Source organism: Pseudoalteromonas sp. US3C1013 (assembly GCF_048401115.1).
GTDB lineage: Bacteria > Pseudomonadota > Gammaproteobacteria > Enterobacterales > Alteromonadaceae > Pseudoalteromonas > Pseudoalteromonas undina.
Map to the genome: position 1 here is coordinate 18201 of NZ_CP183076.1, position 21138 is coordinate 39338.

19 protein-coding genes are annotated in these 21138 nt (G+C 39.5%); 10 read left to right on the forward strand and 9 right to left on the reverse strand.

Annotated features, from left to right (window positions below):
- Positions 1–6: 6 nt before the first annotated feature.
- Together rmuC and ACNSN2_RS15555 are read left to right on the forward strand one after the other, a co-directional pair.
- Entirely contained in the window at positions 7–1476 is a 1470-nt protein-coding gene (gene rmuC, locus ACNSN2_RS15550; RefSeq protein ID WP_418609211.1) for a DNA recombination protein RmuC, read from the forward strand.
- A 104-nt stretch (positions 1477–1580) separates the two neighbouring features.
- Positions 1581–2378, forward strand: a complete 798-nt coding sequence (locus ACNSN2_RS15555) for a DODA-type extradiol aromatic ring-opening family dioxygenase (RefSeq protein ID WP_418609209.1) — start codon at positions 1581–1583, stop codon at positions 2376–2378.
- 72 nt (positions 2379–2450) lie between these two features.
- Here the strand turns inward: ACNSN2_RS15555 and ACNSN2_RS15560 are convergent, their stop codons facing one another.
- Positions 2451–3347 carry an MBL fold metallo-hydrolase gene (locus ACNSN2_RS15560; RefSeq protein WP_418609207.1) on the reverse strand — a complete coding sequence of 299 codons (897 nt, stop codon included), beginning with the start codon at positions 3345–3347 and terminating at the stop codon, positions 2451–2453.
- A 71-nt stretch (positions 3348–3418) separates the two neighbouring features.
- On the opposite strand from ACNSN2_RS15560, the gene ACNSN2_RS15565 reads away from it, so the two are divergent.
- The 4 genes from ACNSN2_RS15565 to ACNSN2_RS15580 all read left to right on the forward strand — a co-directional run bounded on the left by ACNSN2_RS15565 (position 3419) and on the right by ACNSN2_RS15580 (position 9111).
- Positions 3419–4306: a LysR family transcriptional regulator gene (locus ACNSN2_RS15565; RefSeq protein WP_418609205.1), complete on the forward strand. Its 888-nt coding sequence runs from the start codon at positions 3419–3421 to the stop codon at positions 4304–4306.
- A gap of 134 nt (positions 4307–4440) precedes the next feature.
- Entirely contained in the window at positions 4441–6777 is a 2337-nt protein-coding gene (locus ACNSN2_RS15570) for a S9 family peptidase (RefSeq protein WP_418609203.1), read from the forward strand.
- A gap of 335 nt (positions 6778–7112) precedes the next feature.
- A complete protein-coding gene (locus ACNSN2_RS15575; RefSeq protein WP_418609202.1) occupies positions 7113–8372 on the forward strand; it encodes an SMODS domain-containing nucleotidyltransferase in 1260 nt (419 codons plus the stop codon).
- Positions 8373–8382: 10 nt separating this feature from the next.
- A complete protein-coding gene (locus tag ACNSN2_RS15580; protein ID WP_418609200.1) occupies positions 8383–9111 on the forward strand; it encodes an SLATT domain-containing protein in 729 nt (242 codons plus the stop codon).
- A 304-nt stretch (positions 9112–9415) separates the two neighbouring features.
- On the opposite strand, the gene ACNSN2_RS15585 is transcribed toward ACNSN2_RS15580, so the two are convergent.
- Both ACNSN2_RS15585 and ACNSN2_RS15590 read right to left on the reverse strand, forming a co-directional pair.
- Entirely contained in the window at positions 9416–9703 is a 288-nt protein-coding gene (locus ACNSN2_RS15585; RefSeq protein WP_418609198.1) for a helix-turn-helix domain-containing protein, read from the reverse strand.
- 378 nt (positions 9704–10081) lie between these two features.
- Positions 10082–10393: a hypothetical protein gene (locus ACNSN2_RS15590; protein WP_008110823.1), complete on the reverse strand. Its 312-nt coding sequence runs from the start codon at positions 10391–10393 to the stop codon at positions 10082–10084.
- Between the two features lie 109 nt (positions 10394–10502).
- Between ACNSN2_RS15590 and nhaR the strand changes: the two genes are divergently transcribed.
- Positions 10503–11396 (forward strand): transcriptional activator NhaR, encoded by an 894-nt coding sequence (gene nhaR / locus ACNSN2_RS15595; protein WP_418609196.1) that lies wholly within the window; start codon positions 10503–10505, stop codon positions 11394–11396.
- A 163-nt stretch (positions 11397–11559) separates the two neighbouring features.
- Here nhaR and ACNSN2_RS15600 read toward each other — a convergent pair whose 3' ends face one another.
- Positions 11560–12369 carry a sulfite exporter TauE/SafE family protein gene (locus ACNSN2_RS15600; protein WP_248526975.1) on the reverse strand — a complete coding sequence of 270 codons (810 nt, stop codon included), beginning with the start codon at positions 12367–12369 and terminating at the stop codon, positions 11560–11562.
- Between the two features lie 445 nt (positions 12370–12814).
- On the opposite strand from ACNSN2_RS15600, the gene ACNSN2_RS15605 reads away from it, so the two are divergent.
- Together ACNSN2_RS15605 and ACNSN2_RS15610 are read left to right on the forward strand one after the other, a co-directional pair.
- Positions 12815–13789 (forward strand): DUF1852 domain-containing protein, encoded by a 975-nt coding sequence (locus ACNSN2_RS15605; RefSeq protein ID WP_248526974.1) that lies wholly within the window; start codon positions 12815–12817, stop codon positions 13787–13789.
- A 31-nt stretch (positions 13790–13820) separates the two neighbouring features.
- The gene (locus ACNSN2_RS15610; RefSeq protein ID WP_248526973.1) at positions 13821–14861 is read left to right on the forward strand and encodes a methionine synthase; all 1041 of its coding nucleotides are present in this window, start codon (positions 13821–13823) and stop codon (positions 14859–14861) included.
- Positions 14862–15131: 270 nt separating this feature from the next.
- Here ACNSN2_RS15610 and ACNSN2_RS15615 read toward each other — a convergent pair whose 3' ends face one another.
- The 4 genes from ACNSN2_RS15615 to ACNSN2_RS15630 form a co-directional block, all read right to left on the reverse strand.
- A complete protein-coding gene (locus tag ACNSN2_RS15615; protein WP_418609193.1) occupies positions 15132–15485 on the reverse strand; it encodes a hypothetical protein in 354 nt (117 codons plus the stop codon).
- Between the two features lie 130 nt (positions 15486–15615).
- Positions 15616–17892, reverse strand: a complete 2277-nt coding sequence (locus tag ACNSN2_RS15620; protein ID WP_418609191.1) for an AAA family ATPase — start codon at positions 17890–17892, stop codon at positions 15616–15618.
- Positions 17893–17974: 82 nt separating this feature from the next.
- Positions 17975–18463: a hypothetical protein gene (locus tag ACNSN2_RS15625; RefSeq protein WP_138622251.1), complete on the reverse strand. Its 489-nt coding sequence runs from the start codon at positions 18461–18463 to the stop codon at positions 17975–17977.
- Between the two features lie 136 nt (positions 18464–18599).
- A complete protein-coding gene (locus tag ACNSN2_RS15630) occupies positions 18600–19124 on the reverse strand; it encodes a hypothetical protein (RefSeq protein ID WP_138622249.1) in 525 nt (174 codons plus the stop codon).
- Between the two features lie 604 nt (positions 19125–19728).
- Between ACNSN2_RS15630 and ACNSN2_RS15635 the strand changes: the two genes are divergently transcribed.
- The gene (locus ACNSN2_RS15635) at positions 19729–20409 is read left to right on the forward strand and encodes a haloacid dehalogenase type II (RefSeq protein WP_418609188.1); all 681 of its coding nucleotides are present in this window, start codon (positions 19729–19731) and stop codon (positions 20407–20409) included.
- A gap of 68 nt (positions 20410–20477) precedes the next feature.
- Here the strand turns inward: ACNSN2_RS15635 and ACNSN2_RS15640 are convergent, their stop codons facing one another.
- Entirely contained in the window at positions 20478–20927 is a 450-nt protein-coding gene (locus ACNSN2_RS15640; protein WP_418609833.1) for a GyrI-like domain-containing protein, read from the reverse strand.
- Positions 20928–21138 lie beyond the last annotated feature (211 nt).

Consider the following 21138-nt stretch of genomic DNA (forward strand, 5'->3'; position numbering starts at 1 on the left):
TATTTTATGTTTACTTCGTTTTTATCCCATTTAGATTGGTTAAGTGTAAGTGCTGGCGCTATAACAGGCATGGCTATTTGTGGTGTTGTATCAATGCAATTAAGCAAAAAAATAAAGCGCCAAGTAAATGAGCAACAACAACAGTTAATGTTATTACAAAGCCAGCATGAGCAAACACAAAGCCAATATGCCGCGTTGGTTGAAGAGCACGATTTATTAGGACTTACACATCAAGAGCAGCGGGATCAGTCTCAGCATTTTAAAACCCGTTTAACTGAGCAAGAAAAGCAAAGCCAACTTTATAATCAATATTGGCGTAAAGCCGAAGCCGAGCTAACCGCCCTGCGCGAGCAATACAATCTGCGCGATGTAGAGCTTAATAATATACGCACTACCCTTGAGCAAAAGCAGCAACATTTTAGTGAACAACTCGCCCATATAGAGCAAAGTAAAGAAACGCTTAAAAAAGAATTTGAAAATTTAGCTAACCAAATATTAGAAGAAAAGTCGCAAAAATTTAAAACCCTCAATCAAGAAAGCATAGAGCAGTTACTTAAGCCGGTTCAAGGTGAGCTAAAAGGCTTTAGAGATAAAATGGAGTCTATTCACGTTGAAGACTTACAACAACGTGCTGCGCTTAAAACCGAGCTATTGCATTTACAAGCTAAAAGCCAAGCCATCACCGAGCAGGCCGATAAGCTCAGTAATGCGCTGCAAGGGCAAAAGAAAACCCAAGGTAATTGGGGCGAACTCATGCTCGAAAACGTGCTTGATAGCGCAGGCCTGCGCGCTGGCACCGATTACAAGCGAGAAGTGTCGTTTAATACCGAAGACGGCCGTTTGCGCCCTGATGTAGTGGTGTATTTACCCCAAGGTCGCCACTTAGTGATTGATGCAAAAACATCGTTAAATGCCTACACCCGTTATGTAAATGCCGAAACAGAGCTTGAGTCTCAACAAGCGATTAAAGAGCATGTAAATGCCGTAACTGCCCGTATAAATGAGCTGGCCAGTAAATCGTATGACCGCCTACCAGGGATAAACTCGCCTGAGGTTGTTATTATGTTTGTACCCATAGAATCCGCCTTTGTAGAAGCACTTAAATACCAAAGCGATATTTACCAGCAAGCAATAGAAAAAAACATTTTGGTTGCTACCCCTACTACCCTGCTAACCAGTTTAAATATTGTTAAGCAGTTATGGCGCTTTGAAGAGCAAACTAAATATTCAAAAGAGCTGGCTAGTCGTGCTGAGCGTTTTTACAGTAAGCTCAACGGCTTTTTAACCAGTATGGAAGGCGTGGGTAAACAGCTTGATAAAGCCAAAGAAACTTACGATAAAGCATTTTCTCAGTTATACCGTGGTAAAGGTAACTTAATTAAACAAGCCTCAGAATTTAAAGAGCTGGGTGTATCGGTGCAAAAAGAATTACCTCAAGAAAGCGTTGAACGCGCTCACTTAGAGCTTGATGAATAAACACCACATATAATATTTGCGCACTGAAGTTGTGCGTTTATGTGGCTAGTTATTTACTGACGGCGCAGGCACTATAATAATACCTGTCCTTTAGGATTAACCACATGCAACGCCCAACCGTTTTTTTCATTTCTCATGGTGGCGGCCCAATGCCATTACTAGGTGATGCCAACCATGCAGAAATGCGATCCTGCTTAGAACAGGTTGCCGCTAAAACCCCAAAGCCCTCTGCTATTTTAATGGTCAGCGCACATTGGGAAGCTCAACCAATTAGTATAACCGCGCACTCTTCACCGCCACTTATTTACGATTACTACGGTTTTCCTGAGCAGGCGTATCAATTAACTTACCCTTGTGTTGGCGAGCCGCAACTTGCCAATTTAGTACAGCAAGCGCTCACAACACGTAATATTGACTCAAAACTCGATCCACAGCGTGGCTACGATCACGGTATGTTTGTGCCGTTAAAAATTATGTACCCAGAGGCCGATATTCCCTGTGTGCAAATATCCTTGCATCCAAGTCTTGATCCGCTGTTGCATGTTGAAATTGGTAAAGCGTTGCAAAGTATTGATTACGATAACTTATTAATTATAGGCTCAGGCTTTACCTTCCATAATATGCGCGCTTTTGGTGTTACCCAATCAAGCGATGTTAATCAGCAAAATCAGGCATTTGAAAATTGGCTGGTAAGCACAATCGCAGATCAAACATTAACCGAGCATCAGCGTGAACAGCAATTATTAGCATGGCAGCAAGCCCCAGCTGCACGCTTTAATCACCCCAGAGAAGAGCACTTGTTACCACTACATGTATGCTATGGCGCTGCTATGTGTTCAAGCACTGAGGTATTTGAATTAAATATTGCTAATAAGCGAGCCAGTATGTATTTGTGGCAATAATAAAAAACACGCCAGACTTTACTAGGCGTGTTTTTTGGTTCTACTGCATTTATTGCAGCGGTTAAGCGGCAATTACCATTTCATTTCACCTTTATGAACTTTAGCGCCAATGCTAAGAGCCATAGGTAACACAGCCTCTGGGTATGTATTTGTCATTTTATCTATCAGCAGTTTACTGCTATTACTACTTTGCTTAGCGTGTGCAAAATCCTTTAAATACTGGATTGAAAAATCAATATTTGCAGCATCTAATTGAGTGCCTGCTTTCATATGCCCAGGGATCACCACGTCAGGGTTGAGTGCTTTCATTTCATTAAGTTGCTTTGCCCATGCATTTTGCTCTGCTTGAGTTTGTGCATCGGCCATCCATAAATGAACATTAGCGTATACAGCCACATTTCCTAAAATAGCTTTGTTATCAGGTATCCATAAATAAGGACGATGATTCTGCTCACCCTCTGTGCCACGAATTTCTATGCTGTGGCCTTCTATTTTTAAGTTATTACCATTAAATACCTTAGGAACAACGGGATTTTTTGGGGCGTTTTCACCCATTTTTGGCGTCCAAAAAGCAAGTTTACCTTTAAGCTTTGCTGCTATTTTTTGGTGCACTGCCGGTGTGGTTATAATCTCTGCGTCAGGAAAAAACTGCTGTAACACTTCAGCGCCAAAGTAGTAATCAGGATCGGCTTGGCTAATAAAAATAGTCTTTAGTTGTTTACCAGAGTCAATTACTTTGGCGGCAATGCGCAGTGCATCTGCTTTGGTAAATCCGGTATCAATTAAAATTGCATCGGTACGGCCATAAACCAGCGTGGCATTAACATGAAAGCTATTGCTGTCAGCGTTATACACATCAAGGGTTAGTGGGGTTTCGTCTGCAATAGCGATATTGCTGGCTAATAGTGTGCTTAGTAAAAGAGTGCGTAGGTTCATGGTATTCTCATCATTGGTTGCTAATGCGAGCATAATAAAGGTTTGATATGTTCAGAAAAACAACCAATAATTAGCATCATTGTTTCATAAATCGTGCAAATACTATGGATAAACTCACCGCAGCGCAGGTTTTTGTGGATGTTGCCTACTCAGGCAGTTTTACAGCAAGCGCAGAACGCCTTGAAATGTCACGCCCTATGGTTACTCGTCATATTGAGTCGGCAGAGGCTTGGTTAAATACGCGCTTATTGCATCGCACTACCCGTAAAGTAACGCTTACCACCGCCGGCGAGGCCTGTTTACCCGAAATAGAGCAATGGTTAGCACAGGCTAACCGTTTAGTTGAACAAACAAAAAGCCAGCAACAGTTGTCAGGTAAAATACGAGTAGCGACCAGTATGTCGTTAGGTTTTGCACAATTAGCCCCTATATTTACACGTTTTATGAAACGTCACCCTAACGTGCAAATAGACATAGATCTTGAAGACTCAACCACAGATCTAATAGAGCAACGTGTTGATTTGGCAATACGTATTGCAGCCAATCCTGATCCATCGTTAATAGGTAAACCTATTGCCGAGTGTGAATCTATATTAGTGGCCTCAGCCGACTACCTTGCTGATTATCCGCCAATAACGACACCACAACAGTTAAGCGCTCATCAGTGTTTAGGCTATAAAAACTTCGACCGATATATTTGGCATTTACACAACGGGGATGAGTTTCAATCTGTTGATGTTAAATGCAATTTAAGTGCAAACGAGGCCACCACATTACTTCATGCAGCCATAGCCGGTGGTGGTATTTCAGTACAGCCTACGTATTTGGCAAATCAATATATACTTGATGGTCGCTTGCAGCGTGTATTAGCGCCATGGACATTAAACCCAATGAAAATATATGTGCTTTACCCTTCTCGTCAGCATTTATCGGCAACAGTAAGAGCACTAATCGACACGCTCAGTGATGAATTTAAAAATCCAGCATGGTAATTAATTATAAAAGTTTGGGTTTAAACCATAGCTTTGTGCGTTAAGCATGCTGATATTCTGTAGGTTATTTTGTTACAGTAAATGTAATAAGCGCCTTAATCCATAAAGGTCAGCAGACCCAAGGAACAATAATAATGAATCTGATCAAAACATCGGGCTTGGCACTGGCCATTGTTGCGGGCTTAGGCTTGCAAGCATGTTCAAGTACCAGCATAACAACCAACAATAATGCAGCGATTAGTACCGTGAATAATCCATTAAGCCTAGCGCAAATTTATAAAGATAAAGAGTTTAAAACCCAGCGAAGCACTTACTTTAAGTGGCTAGACGATGGTACCGGCTACACTGTGCTTGAAGAGCGCGAAAGCGAAAAAGAAAAAGCAGATGATAACAACTCCGATGACGACAAAGAGCACGGCGTAAAAGGCAACGACATTGTATTTTACAATGCTGACGGCACAGGCCGTAAAGTACTTGTTGAGTTTGAAAAGCTGTTGCCAGAGGGCGCAGACGAGCCATTTGCAATCGAAAGCTATCAGTGGTCAAAAGACGGTAAATGGCTGATGGTATTTACCAACAGCGAGCAAGTTTGGCGTTCGCGCAGCAGAGGCGACTTTTGGTTACTTAACCTTGAGACAAACCAATTACAGCAATTAGGTGGTAAAGACGTTGAGCCAACTAAGTTAATGTTTGCTAAGTTCTCGCCAGATAGCTCAAAAGTGGCTTACGTACGCGACAACAATATTTATATGCAAGCGGTTGGTAGTAACGATGTAACCGCGCTCACAACCGATGGCAGTGCCACCATTGTTAACGGTAATTTTGATTGGGTATACGAAGAAGAGTTTACTATTGCCGATGGTTTTCGTTGGAGCCCCGACAACAAATCAATTGCCTATTGGCAGCTTGATACCAGTGACGTTAAATTTTTCACTATGCTCAACAACACTGACGAACTGTACCCTACCCTTAAAGAGTTCCCTTATCCTAAAGCGGGTGAAACCAACTCTGCCGTGCGTGTTGGTGTGGTAAGTCTTGCTGATAAACAAACCCGTTGGGCTGAGCTTGAAGGCGATAACCGCGACCGTTATATTCCGCGTATTAGCTGGGCAGGCACTGGTAATGAGTTAATGATCCAAGACTTAAACCGCCCACAAAGCCATAACAAAGTGTGGTTGTTTGATTGGCAAAAGCAGCAACTGACTAAAATTTTAGAAGACAAAGACGATGCGTTTATCGAATGGTTTTATAAAGCAAGCTGGTCAAAAGACGGTGAGTTTTTTATTTGGCATAGCGAACGCGACGGTTGGCGTCATCTTTACCGTGTATCGCGCGATGGCAAAACTATTATCGACCTAACCCCAGGCGATTTCGACATTATTGATATGCTTTCCATCAATGAAGACAAAAACGTAATGTATTTTATTGCCTCGCCAAACGATCCTGGTCAGCGTTATTTATACAGCACACCGCTTGATGGCAGCAGCAAACCGGTGCGAGTAACACCTGCTGAGTTTGAAGGTTCAAACAGCTACTACATGTCAAAAGATGCCTCATGGGCAATGCACACTTACTCAAAGTTTGGTAAGCCACCGACTAAAGAGATTATTAAAGTGGCAGATCATAGTAATGTAAAAACCTTAGTTGAAAATACAAAGCTCAGACAAAAGCTTGCTGAGCAGAGCTTACCAAAGCATGAATTTTTTAAAGTAAACGCGCAAGATGGTACCGAGCTTGACGGCTACATTATGTTCCCTGAGAACATGGATAAAAGTAAAAAATACCCGATTGTTTTTTACGTATACGGCGAACCATGGGGCTCTACCGTGCAAGACCGCTGGGAAGGCAACAGTTACCTGTATAAATCACTGTTAACGCAAAAAGGCTTTATTGTGGCATCGGTTGATAATCGTGGTACACGTGCACCAAAAGGCCGCGATTGGCGCAAATCGATTTATAAAAAAATTGGCTCAATTACCGTGCAAGACCAAGTAGACGCCCTAGATGCTATGGCTAAACGTTGGGATGTAATAGACACAGACCGTGTTGGTGTGTGGGGGCATTCAGGGGGCGGTAGTTCAACCCTTAACTTACTGTTCCGCCACGGTGATAAATTTAAAGTTGGCATTGCCTCAGCACCGGTGCCAGATATACGTTTATACGACACCATTTATCAAGAACGTTATGCGGGTAACCCAAACACCGATCCTGAGAGTTACGATAACACCTCGCCTATTACCTTTGCTAAAAACCTAACTGGAAAGCTATTGCTTATTCACGGCACAGGCGATGATAACGTGCATTATCAAGGCTCAGAGCGCTTAATTGACGAGCTTGTAAAGCACAACAAGCAGTTTGAATTTTTCTCATACCCTAACCGCTCACATAGCCTACGTGAAGGCAAAGGCACCACGTTGCATTACCATACTATGATGGCTGACTTTTTTGAAAAGCACTTACTAAATAAGTAACCGCTTTAAAAAAGGAAAATACTAAAGCCGCACACTAATTATTAGTGTGCGGCTTTTTTAATCAAAATGTAACGGGGGTTTACACAACGAGGTGAAAGGTTTTTGATTAGTTGTATATTGGTTGAGGTGAGTACAGTAAAACCTATCACAAAATAATGATAGTTAAGTCAAGATTTTACCCTATTTAATTTCATTAACTTGTGGGGTTTTTTATCATTTATATTTTTACTATGCTATTTTGGTTTAGAGAAAAGAAATCTCTTGATCTAATAAGCTATTTCACAAAAATTCAAGCTCTACTGCTAGCGTTGCAATTTAATTACAAGGATTAGTACATGACTACAAGACGAGACTTTAGTGTCTTTCTAGATAATCTAAAGATTAAGAAGAAAGACACTATTTCGAGTCGTTATGGAAGCATAACGAAGAATCTCAATGAGAAATTTCGAAATTTGGAAAATGATAAAAAAAGTTATAGCCTTCAAGCTGGTTCATATGGCCGCTACTCAGGTATTCAAGGTATTTCTGATCTTGATATGCTGTACATACTACCTCCTAGCTCTTGGCCTATTTACAGAAAAGACCCCGCTAAAGCTCTGGATCACGCTAAAGATGCTATCTGCAAAACTTATAAAACAAGTAAGGTGAGAAAAGATCGTAATGTAGTTGTTGTAGAGATGCAGGACTTTACTTTTGAAGTTGTCCCCGTATTTGAATGGAACGGAATATTTAAATATCCCGATACATATACCGGTGGTTCATGGCGTAAATGTGATACCCGCGCTGAGCTAAAAACGTTCAAAGATCTGAATAAAGAGCGAAAAGATAACCTTCGTAAACTTGCTAAAATGATTCGCGCATGGAAGTTTAGAAATAATATCCAGATGAGTGGGTTTCTAATAGATACTCTATGCTACAATTTTTTTAATGGAAATAACCTATACGATAACACTAGTTTTGGTGGTTTTGATAAAATGCTGGCTGGCTTTTTTGCGTTTCTTAGCAAAGAACCAGTGAAAGATTTCTATTACGCGTTTGGGAGTAACTCCCGAGTTTATGTTAAAAAAGCATTTCAGAATGATGCGGGTACTGCTTTAGATAATGTGAATCAAGCGATTCAAGCAAGAGCTAATGGTCATGAAGAAAAATGCAATCAGCTATATAAGTCTGTTTTTGGCACTAAGTTCCCTAACCGTGAGGCTAAACAAGTATCTGCAATTAATGAGCAGTTTATAGAGGAACTGTTCGATATGGATATAACCAACCAAATTGTCATTGATTGTGAAGTGAAAAGTGACCTAATAACCAAAATGCTATCAAAACTTGGAGGAGCACGAATTCAACCTGAACGGAAACTACACTTCTTTATTAAACAAACAGATATTGTTGAAGATTATGAGGTTAAATGGAAGGTACGGAATTACGGACTAATAGCTGACAGAGATAAAAATCACCGCGGAAATATTATGAATGATAATGGCAGTAAAACTCTTGTAGAAACATCATCTTTCTACGGGGATCATACTGTTGAATGCTACGCCATTAGCAATAACACTGTAATAGCACGTCATCAAATCACAGTCCCTATCGAATAGGAGTTAAACCATGGCAGAACAAGCAATTAAAAAGCAAATTGCAGGTGAGTATTATAATGTCATATATGGTGCCAAACTTCATTTAGCATCGTTTGACATTTGTGAAAAATTACCAACATTGATTAGCGTAACTTCATTATCTTTTGGTGTTCTTGGCTTAGCGTTTAATGATTTCAATACTAATGCTTTGGCTGCACTGCTGCTTATTATAGGTATCGTTGGTATAATTCTAAAACCTCGAGAGCTTCAAAAAGAGCAATACAAATCAATAGGTGATAGCCTTACCCACATAAGCAAAAAGTTAGAGAATACTTATTATAAAGCCGAAATGCAAAATGAAGCTATGGTTGCACAAGCTAGGTCCGAACTTATTCAATTACAGGAAGAGCATAAAGCGGTCAAAATGATGCCTCCGGTATTTTTATCTTCATGGTATGCCCACTATAAGGTTTTTTCTGAACATAATAGTGATTGGATGAGTGCTGAACTTAGTCTAGGGTGGACTGATAAAGTACCTCTGAGCTTGCGCTTATTTGTCATTATCATATTAGTTGCAGCTCTTTTATGGGCAACACCTTTATGCATAACAAGTAAAGCTTGGTCATGGTTTTCTGACTTTTGTATGGATGATAGACAAAAGCAAGAGGTTATGTATGAAACGACAATAATTCCATCTGAAAATTTGAAAACAGAATTAAAGAGAGATGCTGAAGTGAAAGCCAGGGAGGGCACTCATTAGAAAGTTCAGATCAAGCAGGTGGCTGTGTTTTCTTGATCTCTTTATACGAGGGCGTTTAATAAACCATTTGTTGTTACTTTTTTAACCCACTATAAATATGACTATACATCCAATAATGATATCGACTGTTGTGAATATTCAAATTGTTACTCCAAACATCATAATTATTGTTTGATTATTACCATACCCTATATGTATTATCTGAAAGGTATAATTCCGTTACCCTATTTTTAAATACCAAAAGCCGTTACTATCTTGTAACTGGCCCATGAGCTGTTTGCCAGCATAAACATCAAGTGATCTATTATTCATTGCCAGCCACCATGTTCTGGATTTGCATTAGTAATTTATTTTTAGCCTTTTCATCATGTTGAGGTATCACCACATCTATTTTTACTTCTAAGCCTAAAGCTTCCATTAAATCGAACGCGCGGCCAATTGATAACGAGCCTGTGCCATTTTCAAAGTCACTCACTGTATTAATACTAATACCAGAGAAATCTCCCGCAGTTTTTTGATCAAGCTTTTGGCTTTTTCTCACAATGCTTGCCAATTTACCTAATTGTTTTGCTGACTTTATCGTGACTTCCATTACCAATCCAAAATTCACAGTGTTTTGTGAATAATAGTTAAAAAAGTACAAAAAAGCTAATAATTCACAATATTTTGTGAATTATAGCGAAAGTTAACTCACTAAAGGATAAATTCACAGTATTTTGTGAATTAGTAAATTAATAGGCATGAACCTAATAAATTCACAATAAACTATGAATTTAGGTAATTGAAAATTTCACTCTCTTTTTAATCAAAATGGTGTGAGGGGTTTACAAAGCGTTCGTTGGGTTGATTGCAACAAAACTCAACAAGGAAATACTGCTCAATAGGTAATAGTTGAATCGTTTATTACTAAACATGGCTGGCATTAGAGTCGTATTAAAAGAGTAGCATCCTTGCTACTGCAAGTGCGATATTAAGAGCTTGGTTGCGAAGGTTGATACTTATTAACGAGAATGTGCTGCAAACTTTTAAGTGCCCGCTTTATCGCTTGCAGCATACTTCTTCCTTTTGTATTTACATTAATACTGGGTAGCCCAGGCAAAAGAATATTAATTTTGCATTGCTGCAAAGTGCCGTGGCGCTCACTCGAAAGATCATTTATTTGAATCTCTACTTTACGAATATTTAAAGCATGTTTTGCCAATTGGCTTTTTATCAACTTCAAAAGCGACATCTTTTCACTTGCGTTAATTATCTTGTTTTTAACTGTAAGTTTTAGCTTCATGCAATTACACCTTTTAATAGTAACTATGTTGCAGGCATGACTGTAATCTACTAACTTAGTGGCAAAGGAAAAAGCTGATTATTTCTTACTTTAAAACAGGTATTTTCGAATGATTACCAACATCAACTACAATCACTTATATTATTTTTGGCAGGTAAGTAAGCACGGCAGTATTGCTGCGGCGAGTAAAATACTTAATTTAACGCCGCAAACGGTCAGCTCGCAAATTACTAACTTAGAGCAACGATTAGGAAAACCACTGTTTGTTCGCCAAGGCCGAGGCCTACAGTTAACGGAGTTTGGCCATGTAACTCAGCAGTACACCAATGATATGTTTGCTATTGCTCACGAATGGCTAGAAACCACACAAGGCGATACCACGCAATACTCACGAACGTTAAAGGTGGGTATTTCAGATGTGTTACCCAAATCATTGGTGTCGAAGTGGCTAGCGCCTTTAATTAATAACGACCGTATTACCAACTTACACTGTATTGATGGCCAACAAGATGAACTGCTGGCGCAAATGGCGATTCATAAGCTCGACTTAGTGTTAGCCGACAAACCACTCGATACCACTTTATCATTTAAGGCGTTTTGTCATGAAATAGGCAAAAGCCAAATCGCTCTTTTTGGTAACGAAACATGGCATTCGCAGTTACATAAGCAGTTTCCGCAGTCTTTAAATAACAAGCCTCTAGTGCTCCCCGCAAAAGAAAGCCCCGTCGCGCGTGCTATTTATTATTGGCTGCAAGAGCAACAGATTGAAATGACAATAGCAGGCCATGTTGACGACAGCGCATTAATGAAATCACTCGGTGAGCAAGGGTTTGGGATATTCCCTGCGCCTATTTTGGTAAAAGCCGAAGTGGAGCGCCATTACGGCGTAAATTACATTGGTACAATTGATAATGTTTATCAGCATTATTATGCCTTTACACCCGACAGGCTCATTAAAGACAGTATTTATGACGAATTTATAAAGCACGCGCAAATGACGTAGATTTTAGTTAATCGTTTTAAGATTGACGGGCGTCGGGGTGCGGGTTACGGGGGGGCTAAAAGCTATTATTTAACCTCGACGCGGGGTGAACCCGCTGCTACTAGTAGCTAATACGGTAGCAGCGGCTTTATGCCGCGTCTTTTTAAGGCTCATATAAATGCTCTTATCGAGTAAACATATTGATTGCCATTACAATTAATAAGCCGGCAAATATTTTCTTTATGGTTGAAACTGGCAAATAATGGGTGGCTTTAGCGCCGAGTGGTGCGGTAAACCATGAGGTGCATACAATACCCAATAAAGCGGGCAAATATACAAAGCCTGCAAATCCTTCTTTTAGGCTAAATAACTGGCTGCCTGAACTGATATAACCCATTGAACCAAACAGGGCTATCACAATGCCTGAGGCCGAGGCGCAGCCAATGGCTTTTTTCATATCAACAGAAAAAAACGTCAGTAACGGCACTAATACTGCCCCGCCGCCAATACCTATCATGGCAGACAAGCCACCGGTTATGGTCGTATAAACACTCAGCAACCCTTTGTTTGGTAACGGGCGCGCTTTTGCTGAATCATTCTTACCAGAAAAAATCATTTTTAATGCAATTAGCACCACGCTTACAGCAAATACCAAACGCACTACATGCTCGGGTAACAGCGCAGCTATAAAGCCACTAATAAGCGCACCAAAGGCAACGCCTGCCATAACCCAAGGTGCAATATCCCACGGTACATTGCCATTTTTATTATGCGCAATAGCCGACGAGGTCGAGGTAAATAAAATAGAGGCCAGTGAGGTCGCAATGGCAACCACCACTACTTGTTCAGGTGGCAAAGCATTAAAGTGCAGTAATATCATGCTGAGTATGGGCACAATCACCAGCCCGCCCCCTATCCCTAAAAGGCCTGCTAAAAAACCAACACCGCTACCTAATATGGCGCAGTATATAATTAACACTATTAAATCACTCATTCCTTTTGTCTCTTCTTATGTTGTGGAAAGTTCTGCGACGGCGAGCTGCTTAATAAAGCGCTTAAGCTCACCTAAGTTTATTCGAGTATATCAACAACCGTTTATGCAAATTGCATTTTAAGTACTTATGAGCATTGAATAATACTCACGTTTTGTATGAATAAATCACAACAAACGTAAAAACATCTAGAAATCTAGACTTCTAAAGTGGTTTTTGTGAGAGGGTCATAGGTAATTAGCTGAATTTACCCATTTAACTTTGCTACAGAATGAATCTGGCTCATGTTTTACCTGAAATAATACCGTTTTTCTTCATGCTACATAGCGCGTATAAATTTATTAACTCTGCAGAGCACCATTACAGCTAACCCGTTATGTCGGTTTTAACAGCGAGTAATGCGCCATCAATAAAAGCAGCAACAACTCAGATTGAAAGGATACGGCTATGAGCACTGATCTTACATTTACTATTAAAAGCACTAACTTGGATGAAAACTACCATCCGTCAAATAACACACGAATTACGACCAATTTCGCTAATTTAGCTAGGGGTGAAAGCCGCCAACAAAACCTGCGTAATACCCTAAAAATGATCAACAATCGTTTTAATGCACTGGCCAATTGGGATAACCCACAAGGGGATCGTTACGAGGTTGAGCTCAAGATCATTTCGGTTGATTTAGATATTACTAGCAGTGGCCAGGCATTTCCGTCAATTGAGGTATTAAAAACCAATATTATTGACCGCCAAACTAACGAGCGAATTGAAGGCATGGTGGGTAATAACTTTTCATCGTATGTGCGCGACTACGACTTTAGCGTGTTACTACTTGAGCATAACAAAAGCAAACCGCAATTTAGCATTCCCGATAACTTTGGTGACTTACACGGCAAGTTGTTTAAATGCTTTGTAAACTCAAATACCTATAAACAGCATTTTAAAAAGCCACCGGTTATTTGCTTAAGCGTGTCTGATAACAAAACCTATCAGCAAACCGAAAACTTACACCCCATTTTAGGCGTAGAGTATCAGCCTAATGAGTCGTCGTTAACTGAGCAATACTTTAAAAAAATGGGCTTACAAGTGCGCTACTTTATGCCACCAAACAGCGTTGCACCATTAGCGTTTTACTTTTTTGGTGACCTACTTAACGACTACAGCAACCTTGAACTAATTAGCACCATTAGCACCATGGAAACGTTTCAAAAAATTTATCGTCCAGAAATTTATAACGCCAACGCCGCCGCTGGTAGCCGTTATAAACCGAATTTAAAAAATGACGACCATTCGTTAACGCAAATTGTGTATGACCGCGCAGAGCGAGGTCAATTAGCGGTTGAGCAAGGCAAATTTACCGAGCAGCACTTTATTAAGCCTTATCAATCGGTGTTGCAGCAGTTCTCGGCAAGTATCGCTTAATCACACAACAAAATTAAAGGCAGCATTTATTATGAAAAAACTATTACCTACATCATCAGCAGGCAGCTTGCCAAAACCGTCATGGCTTGCTGAGCCCGAAACCTTATGGTCGCCATGGAAATTACAAGGCAGTGAGCTGGTAGATGGCAAACACGACGCCCTGCGCATTTCCCTGCACGAGCAACAAACCGCAGGCGTAGATATAGTCAGCGACGGCGAACAAACCCGCCAACACTTTGTAACCACCTTTATTGAGCACTTAAATGGCGTTGATTTTGAAAACCGTAAAACAGTTAAAATTCGCGACCGTTACGACGCCAGCGTACCCACTGTGGTTGGCCCTGTGTCTCGCACTAAATCGGTATTTGTTGAAGACGCCAAGTTTTTACGCCAACAAACCAGCCAATCAATTAAATGGGCATTGCCTGGGCCAATGACCATGATCGACACCCTGTATGACGATCACTATAAAAGCCGTGAAAAACTGGCATGGGAATTTGCTAAAATACTCAACCAAGAAGCCAAAGAGCTAGAAGCCGCAGGGGTTGATATAATCCAATTTGATGAACCCGCTTTTAACGTGTTTTTTGATGAAGTAAACGACTGGGGCATAGCCTGTCTAGAGCGAGCCATAGAAGGGCTAAAATGCGAAACCGCCGTGCATATTTGCTACGGCTACGGCATTAAAGCCAACACCGATTGGAAGAAAACCCTCGGCACCGAGTGGCGACAATACGAAGAAGTATTCCCTAAGTTGCAAAAATCGAATATAGATATTATTTCGCTTGAGTGCCAAAACTCACATGTACCCATTGAGCTACTCGAACTCGTACGCGGCAAAAAAATAATGGTGGGCGCAATTGATGTAGCCACCAACACTATAGAAACACCCGAAGAGGTGGCCAAAACTCTACGCGAAGCGCTTAAATACGTTGATGCCGACAAGCTCTACCCCTGCACCAACTGCGGCATGGCCCCTCTGCCGCGTGACATCGCAAACGGCAAACTCAATGCTCTTAGCAAAGGCGCAGAGCTAGTACGTAACGAGTTATTAGCAGCGAATGTCGCTTAATTTTTAGTTATAGCTGCTGAAAAAAAGCCACGCCTTAACACATGTTGAAGTGTGGCTTTTTTAATCAAAATGTAAGGGGGGGTTTACAGCTAAAATGCAAGGTTAAAGGCAAAAGGTGTTAGGTTAAAGGTTTTAAGTTTGTTGAATATTGGTTGGGTTGAGTGCAACAAACCTAGTGTAATTAAATAAATTTAACCGAGTCGCTTGATATTAATGACTGAGTGGGGAGTGTCAATAGCAGAAGTTGGCACCATGGCTATTTGCTATAAACTAAACTTGGGAGATAACCCATTTATTGCAGTCTATAATATTGTACTTACCAAACTGCTTTACATTAATAGATGCAAATTCAGTAGAGATTTTTTTAATAACACCATCTAAATTATCATTACTACAAATAGCTAACTTACGTGTGTCCATAGCTTTTGCAAACAACGAAATGGAGCTCCAGTAAGCATAATGCGAATTAGAAATTATTATAATATTTGGAGTGAAACCATAAACAGCGACACCTTGATTCACCGTCTTCTTAAATTTATTTATGTCCGCGTCTGATAATTTATATTTACTATCTAATACAATCTTATAAAGATATGGACTTGCTGAGTGCTTAATCTGATGCATATATTCCTTATCTCATAACGCCGCCATAAGTGGTTAGTAACAGTTGGCTAAAATGTGTAGCGAAGCGGGACCGAGCCAACAGTTACGAATCCGACTTTATGGCGGCATTATGTGCTGATTACTAATATGATTATCCAGCATAAATAACAGCTAGCGACCTTTCTACAAAGTTTAAAAGCTCACCATCTGTAATTTGAACTTGGTCTACCGCTGGATTAGTATCGTGATGAAACTGTCCTGCGTAACGATTTATCTCATTTAGTTCGTTAGTAATGTTTTGAGCATTAACTAAAGGACTTGGTGGTTGCGCATTACTTATCAAGTCAATAACTTGCCCAAACAAAAGGCCTCCATTTATCAAGTTGGGAAAACGTCTATGTAGATACCCTTCAAGCATAGGCCGAATTGATCTAGCTATTTCCATATTGCTTTGAGCATTCCCAACTAAATATTCATCAAGCATGCGGTGGCATTTGAAATATGCACTTTCACATTCTTGATCAAGATTTATTGCATCAAAGTCACTATAGCGATTAATGACAGATTTTAACTTTAAACATTTAATTTCGTTAGGGTTTCCTGTTCGCAACACATCATCACGAAGATTACGAAGAAAATGAACATCATGTGCAAGAACAATTATTTGCTTACAGCTGTCATGCAACCTCTTCAAAACAGTACGTGTTTGCTGCTTTCTATTAAGGTCTAAGCTACACATTGGGTCATCTATTACAATAACCTTGTTGGCTAAATCAGGATCAGATTCAGCAGAGGCTATGAAGAAAGCAAAAGCTAATGTGCGTTTATCACCCTCACTCAGAGAAGTTTTAAAATCTGGTACACCACCACTTAAAGCAATGTTTGCACCGCGCATTTGCAATACATAATCACTTCTCAATCCACCCCGATAATTAAAATCAATATTCGGAATCAAAAATTGAGCACCAAAACCGCGCAAAAGCTCATTAATACGATCTTTATAGCTTTCTAGTGTTGCCAGCATGATTTGATTCAAAGCATCTTTTTTTGTTTGTTTTTCAGATTTTGCAGTTTCGTCCTGAATTTTTTTCAAAGCGAGCTGTGAAAATAAATCTACAACATCTTGCCTGTAACGTATTTTAGCCCACTCTAAATCACGAATTTGGTTTTGCAAATTCTCAATACTTAGAGCTGCCAAACTGCTTTTGTAGTTTGTTATAACAGCTGTAGCATTTGAAATTGAATTGTTACATGCAACAACAACCTCTATAACCTCCTGCCAGTTTCTAGCAACTTCGTTTTTATTTTCTTCAGAGCCAACAGCGTCGAGCAAGTTAACTTCTTTGCTCTCTCTCAAAGCGTTTAACAGAGTTTCAATATTAGAAAGAGCATCTTTTGCTGAATTTTCATCGAATGTTGGAGGTATTACCTCAATATGCTCCTGCCAACCATCAATGACTGCACTGGCAGTTTCAAACCGTGACTTTAATCTTGCAATGATCTCATTCGAGCAGCTCGCGTTAATGAGGCCTGTCAACCGAGAAACATTCGACTTAAGCTGATTATAATCTTGATTAAAATAACTGCGATATGCTTGTATTAATTCGACACCATCGAGAGGTTGGTTGCAATACAAGCAATTACTTTCTTCACCGTATGCATGCCCATCACTTATCCATTTCTCTAAACGATTTTTGTTGTGAGAATTTAAGTGTTCTTTAACTTGCTGCTCTGCTGCTAGATCAATATTTTCGAGGGATGTACCCAAAATATTAAAAATATCATCCACATTAAGTGTCGGCAATGCTAACTGCTGAGGCAATGCCTTAGCTTGAATAAACCCTATATTCTGGGCTTCAACGATTTTGCCGTTAAGAGCGGATATTTGATCATCTGCATCTACAACTTCGGCGATTCTTTGAAATTGAGTTTGCGTCAAACCTCTATGCAGTACTTCTAATTGATTACTTGTTTCTCGTATAGAATTGGCTGCTGTTCTCGCATTATAATCTGCGAGGTCATATTCTTGTTGCGCCACAACAGCATTTTCGCCAAGTGCAAATTGTAATAAGTTTTTTCGTTGGTCGGCTGTAACTTGTCCACCTGCATATACATTTTGCTCAACGAAATCGGCATCAAATACTAAAAGATCTGGGCGATCAACATCCCAACTACCATTTTGAAAGGTAGAACGCCGCCCATTAGAAAATTGAAGAATTGCTTCTGGTTCGTTATTACCATCAATAGTTCGGCGGTTTACGAGGAGTTCAGGTTTATTCGTCGAACAAGAACGAAATAATGAAGCTAGTGTTGATTTACCTCGTCCATTATCTGCATAGATAAAGCTGGCTTTCTTTAGTCCATGAACTCTTGCATCAGCATCATGAAAAAGCCCTATACCTTTTATTCTATGTATTCTTTCTAACATTTAAATCCCTTTCGTCATTCGTCAATTAAAGGTGCCAGTGCTCCGAAGCACAGTCCCGCTTTAAATTCTTGTTAGTTTTAAATTAGTAAAAAAACAACTCAAGTACACTGATAACAAAGAAAGACGCGACCCCAATAGCGAATAATTTAAAAGAAGTAATTTTATCTCCCTTAATTCTTATTTTTTGATTGTCTACGCTTTCTAAGTGCTTTAAAGCTTGATTGTCATTATTACTTCTTTCGATAGTTGTATAAGTATTGAACTCTACTTGTGCGTGTGCTCGATAGGTTTTATCTTCAAATTCAGCGAGCCTCTCCTTTTCAATTTCATAGCCAAATGCCTGAAAGCCGGCATAGCCTAGTAGAAACCAAGTTCCAAATTTTCCAGTGTTGAAATACAACTTTAATAAATTGGCATCATTGATGTCATTGTTTTGAAGTAAAATTAGGTAGCCAACTACTCCAAATAAGACTGTTACCGAGAATATTTGAAAAAAAGTAAACCTAAACGACCTTGTTACGATTTTTTTTGCAAGAAATGTTTGCCAATATTTTTTTGTAAAAATGTCCATAAATTAATACGATACTCTCTTTTAAAACTAACGCCGCCATAAGTTGCGGCTTTGGAGTTGGTTGGTTTGTGGTAGCGTAGCGATAAACCACAAAACGAACAACGGAAAAGACGTCAATCTTGATGGCCTTGTTAGCTCACTTCACTTTTCTAAGTTTATTAAATTCATCACGAGCCACGGTCTTAATTCTTGATATTTCCTGTGCCACATCTTCTAAAGATGTTTTATCAATAAGAAACGATTGGAATCTATCTCTAATCCACATGGAATCTAATTCTTCAATTTTATCAATGTCGTAATCTAACCTTTTCACTCTAAAACATGCTAGGCCATACTTATTTGCATTATCGTTAATTTCTTGATTATTTTGCTCAATTAATAATTTAAATTCATTTTTCAGATACTTATTTAGCTCATGACGTTCTTCTTTCGATTTTCCATGTGCCTCAACAGCTAATTTCTGGGCCTTATCAAAATATCCATGAGCCCTCATTAAGGAGCCAATATAGATCTCAAATAGATCTTCCATATTTAGTATGGAATCCAATTCTAGGCTATATCTCTGCTGCTTCCTCCAAAGGAAGAATTGATAGGCTGCAAATAAAAATGCAATTACGGTTAATATATTTGATAAATGGCTAAACAACTCTATTGCGTTCATTAAATTTATATCCTTACTGGAGCTAACAATTTAATAGTGCGCTCATCGCGCATATTTCTGCCGACTTAATACTCATTTGTTTACTTTATATAGTTTTAACAAATTACCTAACGTATTGCTATCATTAAGCTTTCTGAAGCTCTTAAGTAAAGTTAAATGAGCTAATATGCGCGCAGCGCTCATTTTCATGAATATACGCGCAAAGAGCAGTTTGACCAATCGATTAACTATTATATTTATCCAATCTCAATTTCAATGCTCAGTTATCGCTCACACCTGACTATTAACAAGTCTATCCCGGAAAAATAAGTTAATAAATTCTACTTTTAGCTATTACTTAATTTGATTTATAACTAGCACTTATAAACTCAACAGTCCTTCTACCCATTCTAAAACAAAGCGTGTGTCTCGGATTTCAAAGGACTGTTTATTAATTACTTGATCAAATACCATCTTACCATGCGGTATTTTTAACCAAACCGTAACGGGGGTTTACAGCAAGACTTAAAACGCGGGTGCTGTTACTGTACTTTATTAACTGATAAGGCAATTAATACAAAGCAATAAATTTGCGTTTTAGTAACGATTTAAACAGGAGTCATTAATGGCAACTACACTGGCGTTTGATGTATACGGTACGCTTATAAACACTCATGGCGTGGTGTCGTTACTTGAAAATATGGTTGGTGATAACGCGCGCGCATTTTCAACTACTTGGCGTGAAAAACAACTCGAATATTCGTTTAGGCGTGGCTTAATGCAGAACTACGTGCCGTTTTCGGTGTGTACTGAGCAGGCGCTTGATTATGCGTGTTTACTGCACAAGGTAACTTTAAGCGATGAGCAAAAAGCACAGTTGTTAGCCCGATATAAAACCCTACCCGCATTCGATGACGTTAAAGCAGGGCTTGAGAGCTTAAAAGCACAAAACTATCGGTTATTTGCGTTTTCTAATGGTGCGGCCAGTGCGGTAAATACCTTGCTCGAAGCCGCAGGCATAAGTGAGCTTTTTGAAGGCGTGGTGAGCGCCGATGACATTAAAACCTTTAAACCCAACCCAGGTGTTTATAGTCATTTTTTACGTCAGGCACATTCAACCGGTGCTAATACGTGGTTGATATCGAGTAACCCGTTTGATGTTATTGGGGCGTTATCGCATGGTATGCGTGCTGCGTGGATACAGCGCTCAAGTGAGGCTATTTTTGATCCTTGGGAAATAACGCCTACAACAACGGCGTGCGATTTACATGATTTAAAAACCAAGCTGGCAAGTAATAACGAATGATTTAGTTGGCAGGTATTAAATTATAGGGATTGGAGGGCTAGGTTTGCGCTTACAAACCTAGCCGTTTTTTAGTCTTCAATTGCAATAGCAATTTCTATCTCGTTACTGCTTTTATAGTACTCAAAGTCGCTAGTGTAGGTGCGGGAATAACGGCAATCGTCTGAGTTGAAGTATTGCCAAATTTCGCCCCATAAATCGATTACTGCATCGGGCATTTCACCTTCACCTTTAAATACCAAATAACGCCCCGCTTGGGTGGTTACTTTTTTAGCTTCAGGGAGTTTAATTGATAAATTATCGCAGCAGGCAATTACGTCAAAATCGCCTGTGAGATCGCTTTCGTAATTAGTATACACACCATACACTTTGGTGTTTTCTGTAAGGCTGTTGGCAAACTTTTCACCAAATTTTTGCCAAAGTTCAGCTATATTTGCAGTGCCAGCATTCATTTCATTGGCGTTGCAGGTTCTTACTTTTAAGCCGATTAAGGTCTGACTTGCTAATTGCTTTACTTCCATCATGACGTCCTTTAGCGTTAATACAAACACCAACGTAACAGAAAAACCGCCAATACTTTAAATATTGTATTAAATATTTCATAAATAATGATTATTAAGCTCAGTTGCTTATTTATTGCTCGTATTTGAATAGGTGGTAATGGCTAAACATGGCTTTGCTACTGCTAAAATAATTTACTTAACTTTCTCTTTTTTAAGTTTATTTTTTGCA

Bases quoted from the DNA above. Each gene is read 5' to 3' on its own strand.
- rmuC (WP_418609211.1), top strand. From the start codon at position 7: ATGTTTACTTCGTTTTTATCCCATTTAGATTGGTTAAGTGTAAGTGCT.
- ACNSN2_RS15555 (WP_418609209.1), top strand. From the start codon at position 1,581: ATGCAACGCCCAACCGTTTTTTTCATTTCTCATGGTGGCGGCCCAATG.
- ACNSN2_RS15560 (WP_418609207.1), bottom strand. From the start codon at position 3,347: ATGCTCGCATTAGCAACCAATGATGAGAATACCATGAACCTACGCACT.
- ACNSN2_RS15565 (WP_418609205.1), top strand. From the start codon at position 3,419: ATGGATAAACTCACCGCAGCGCAGGTTTTTGTGGATGTTGCCTACTCA.
- ACNSN2_RS15570 (WP_418609203.1), top strand. From the start codon at position 4,441: ATGAATCTGATCAAAACATCGGGCTTGGCACTGGCCATTGTTGCGGGC.
- ACNSN2_RS15575 (WP_418609202.1), top strand. From the start codon at position 7,113: ATGACTACAAGACGAGACTTTAGTGTCTTTCTAGATAATCTAAAGATT.
- ACNSN2_RS15580 (WP_418609200.1), top strand. From the start codon at position 8,383: ATGGCAGAACAAGCAATTAAAAAGCAAATTGCAGGTGAGTATTATAAT.
- ACNSN2_RS15585 (WP_418609198.1), bottom strand. From the start codon at position 9,703: ATGGAAGTCACGATAAAGTCAGCAAAACAATTAGGTAAATTGGCAAGC.
- ACNSN2_RS15590 (WP_008110823.1), bottom strand. From the start codon at position 10,393: ATGAAGCTAAAACTTACAGTTAAAAACAAGATAATTAACGCAAGTGAA.
- nhaR (WP_418609196.1), top strand. From the start codon at position 10,503: ATGATTACCAACATCAACTACAATCACTTATATTATTTTTGGCAGGTA.
- ACNSN2_RS15600 (WP_248526975.1), bottom strand. From the start codon at position 12,369: ATGAGTGATTTAATAGTGTTAATTATATACTGCGCCATATTAGGTAGC.
- ACNSN2_RS15605 (WP_248526974.1), top strand. From the start codon at position 12,815: ATGAGCACTGATCTTACATTTACTATTAAAAGCACTAACTTGGATGAA.
- ACNSN2_RS15610 (WP_248526973.1), top strand. From the start codon at position 13,821: ATGAAAAAACTATTACCTACATCATCAGCAGGCAGCTTGCCAAAACCG.
- ACNSN2_RS15615 (WP_418609193.1), bottom strand. From the start codon at position 15,485: ATGCATCAGATTAAGCACTCAGCAAGTCCATATCTTTATAAGATTGTA.
- ACNSN2_RS15620 (WP_418609191.1), bottom strand. From the start codon at position 17,892: ATGTTAGAAAGAATACATAGAATAAAAGGTATAGGGCTTTTTCATGAT.
- ACNSN2_RS15625 (WP_138622251.1), bottom strand. From the start codon at position 18,463: ATGGACATTTTTACAAAAAAATATTGGCAAACATTTCTTGCAAAAAAA.
- ACNSN2_RS15630 (WP_138622249.1), bottom strand. From the start codon at position 19,124: ATGAACGCAATAGAGTTGTTTAGCCATTTATCAAATATATTAACCGTA.
- ACNSN2_RS15635 (WP_418609188.1), top strand. From the start codon at position 19,729: ATGGCAACTACACTGGCGTTTGATGTATACGGTACGCTTATAAACACT.
- ACNSN2_RS15640 (WP_418609833.1), bottom strand. From the start codon at position 20,927: ATGGAAGTAAAGCAATTAGCAAGTCAGACCTTAATCGGCTTAAAAGTA.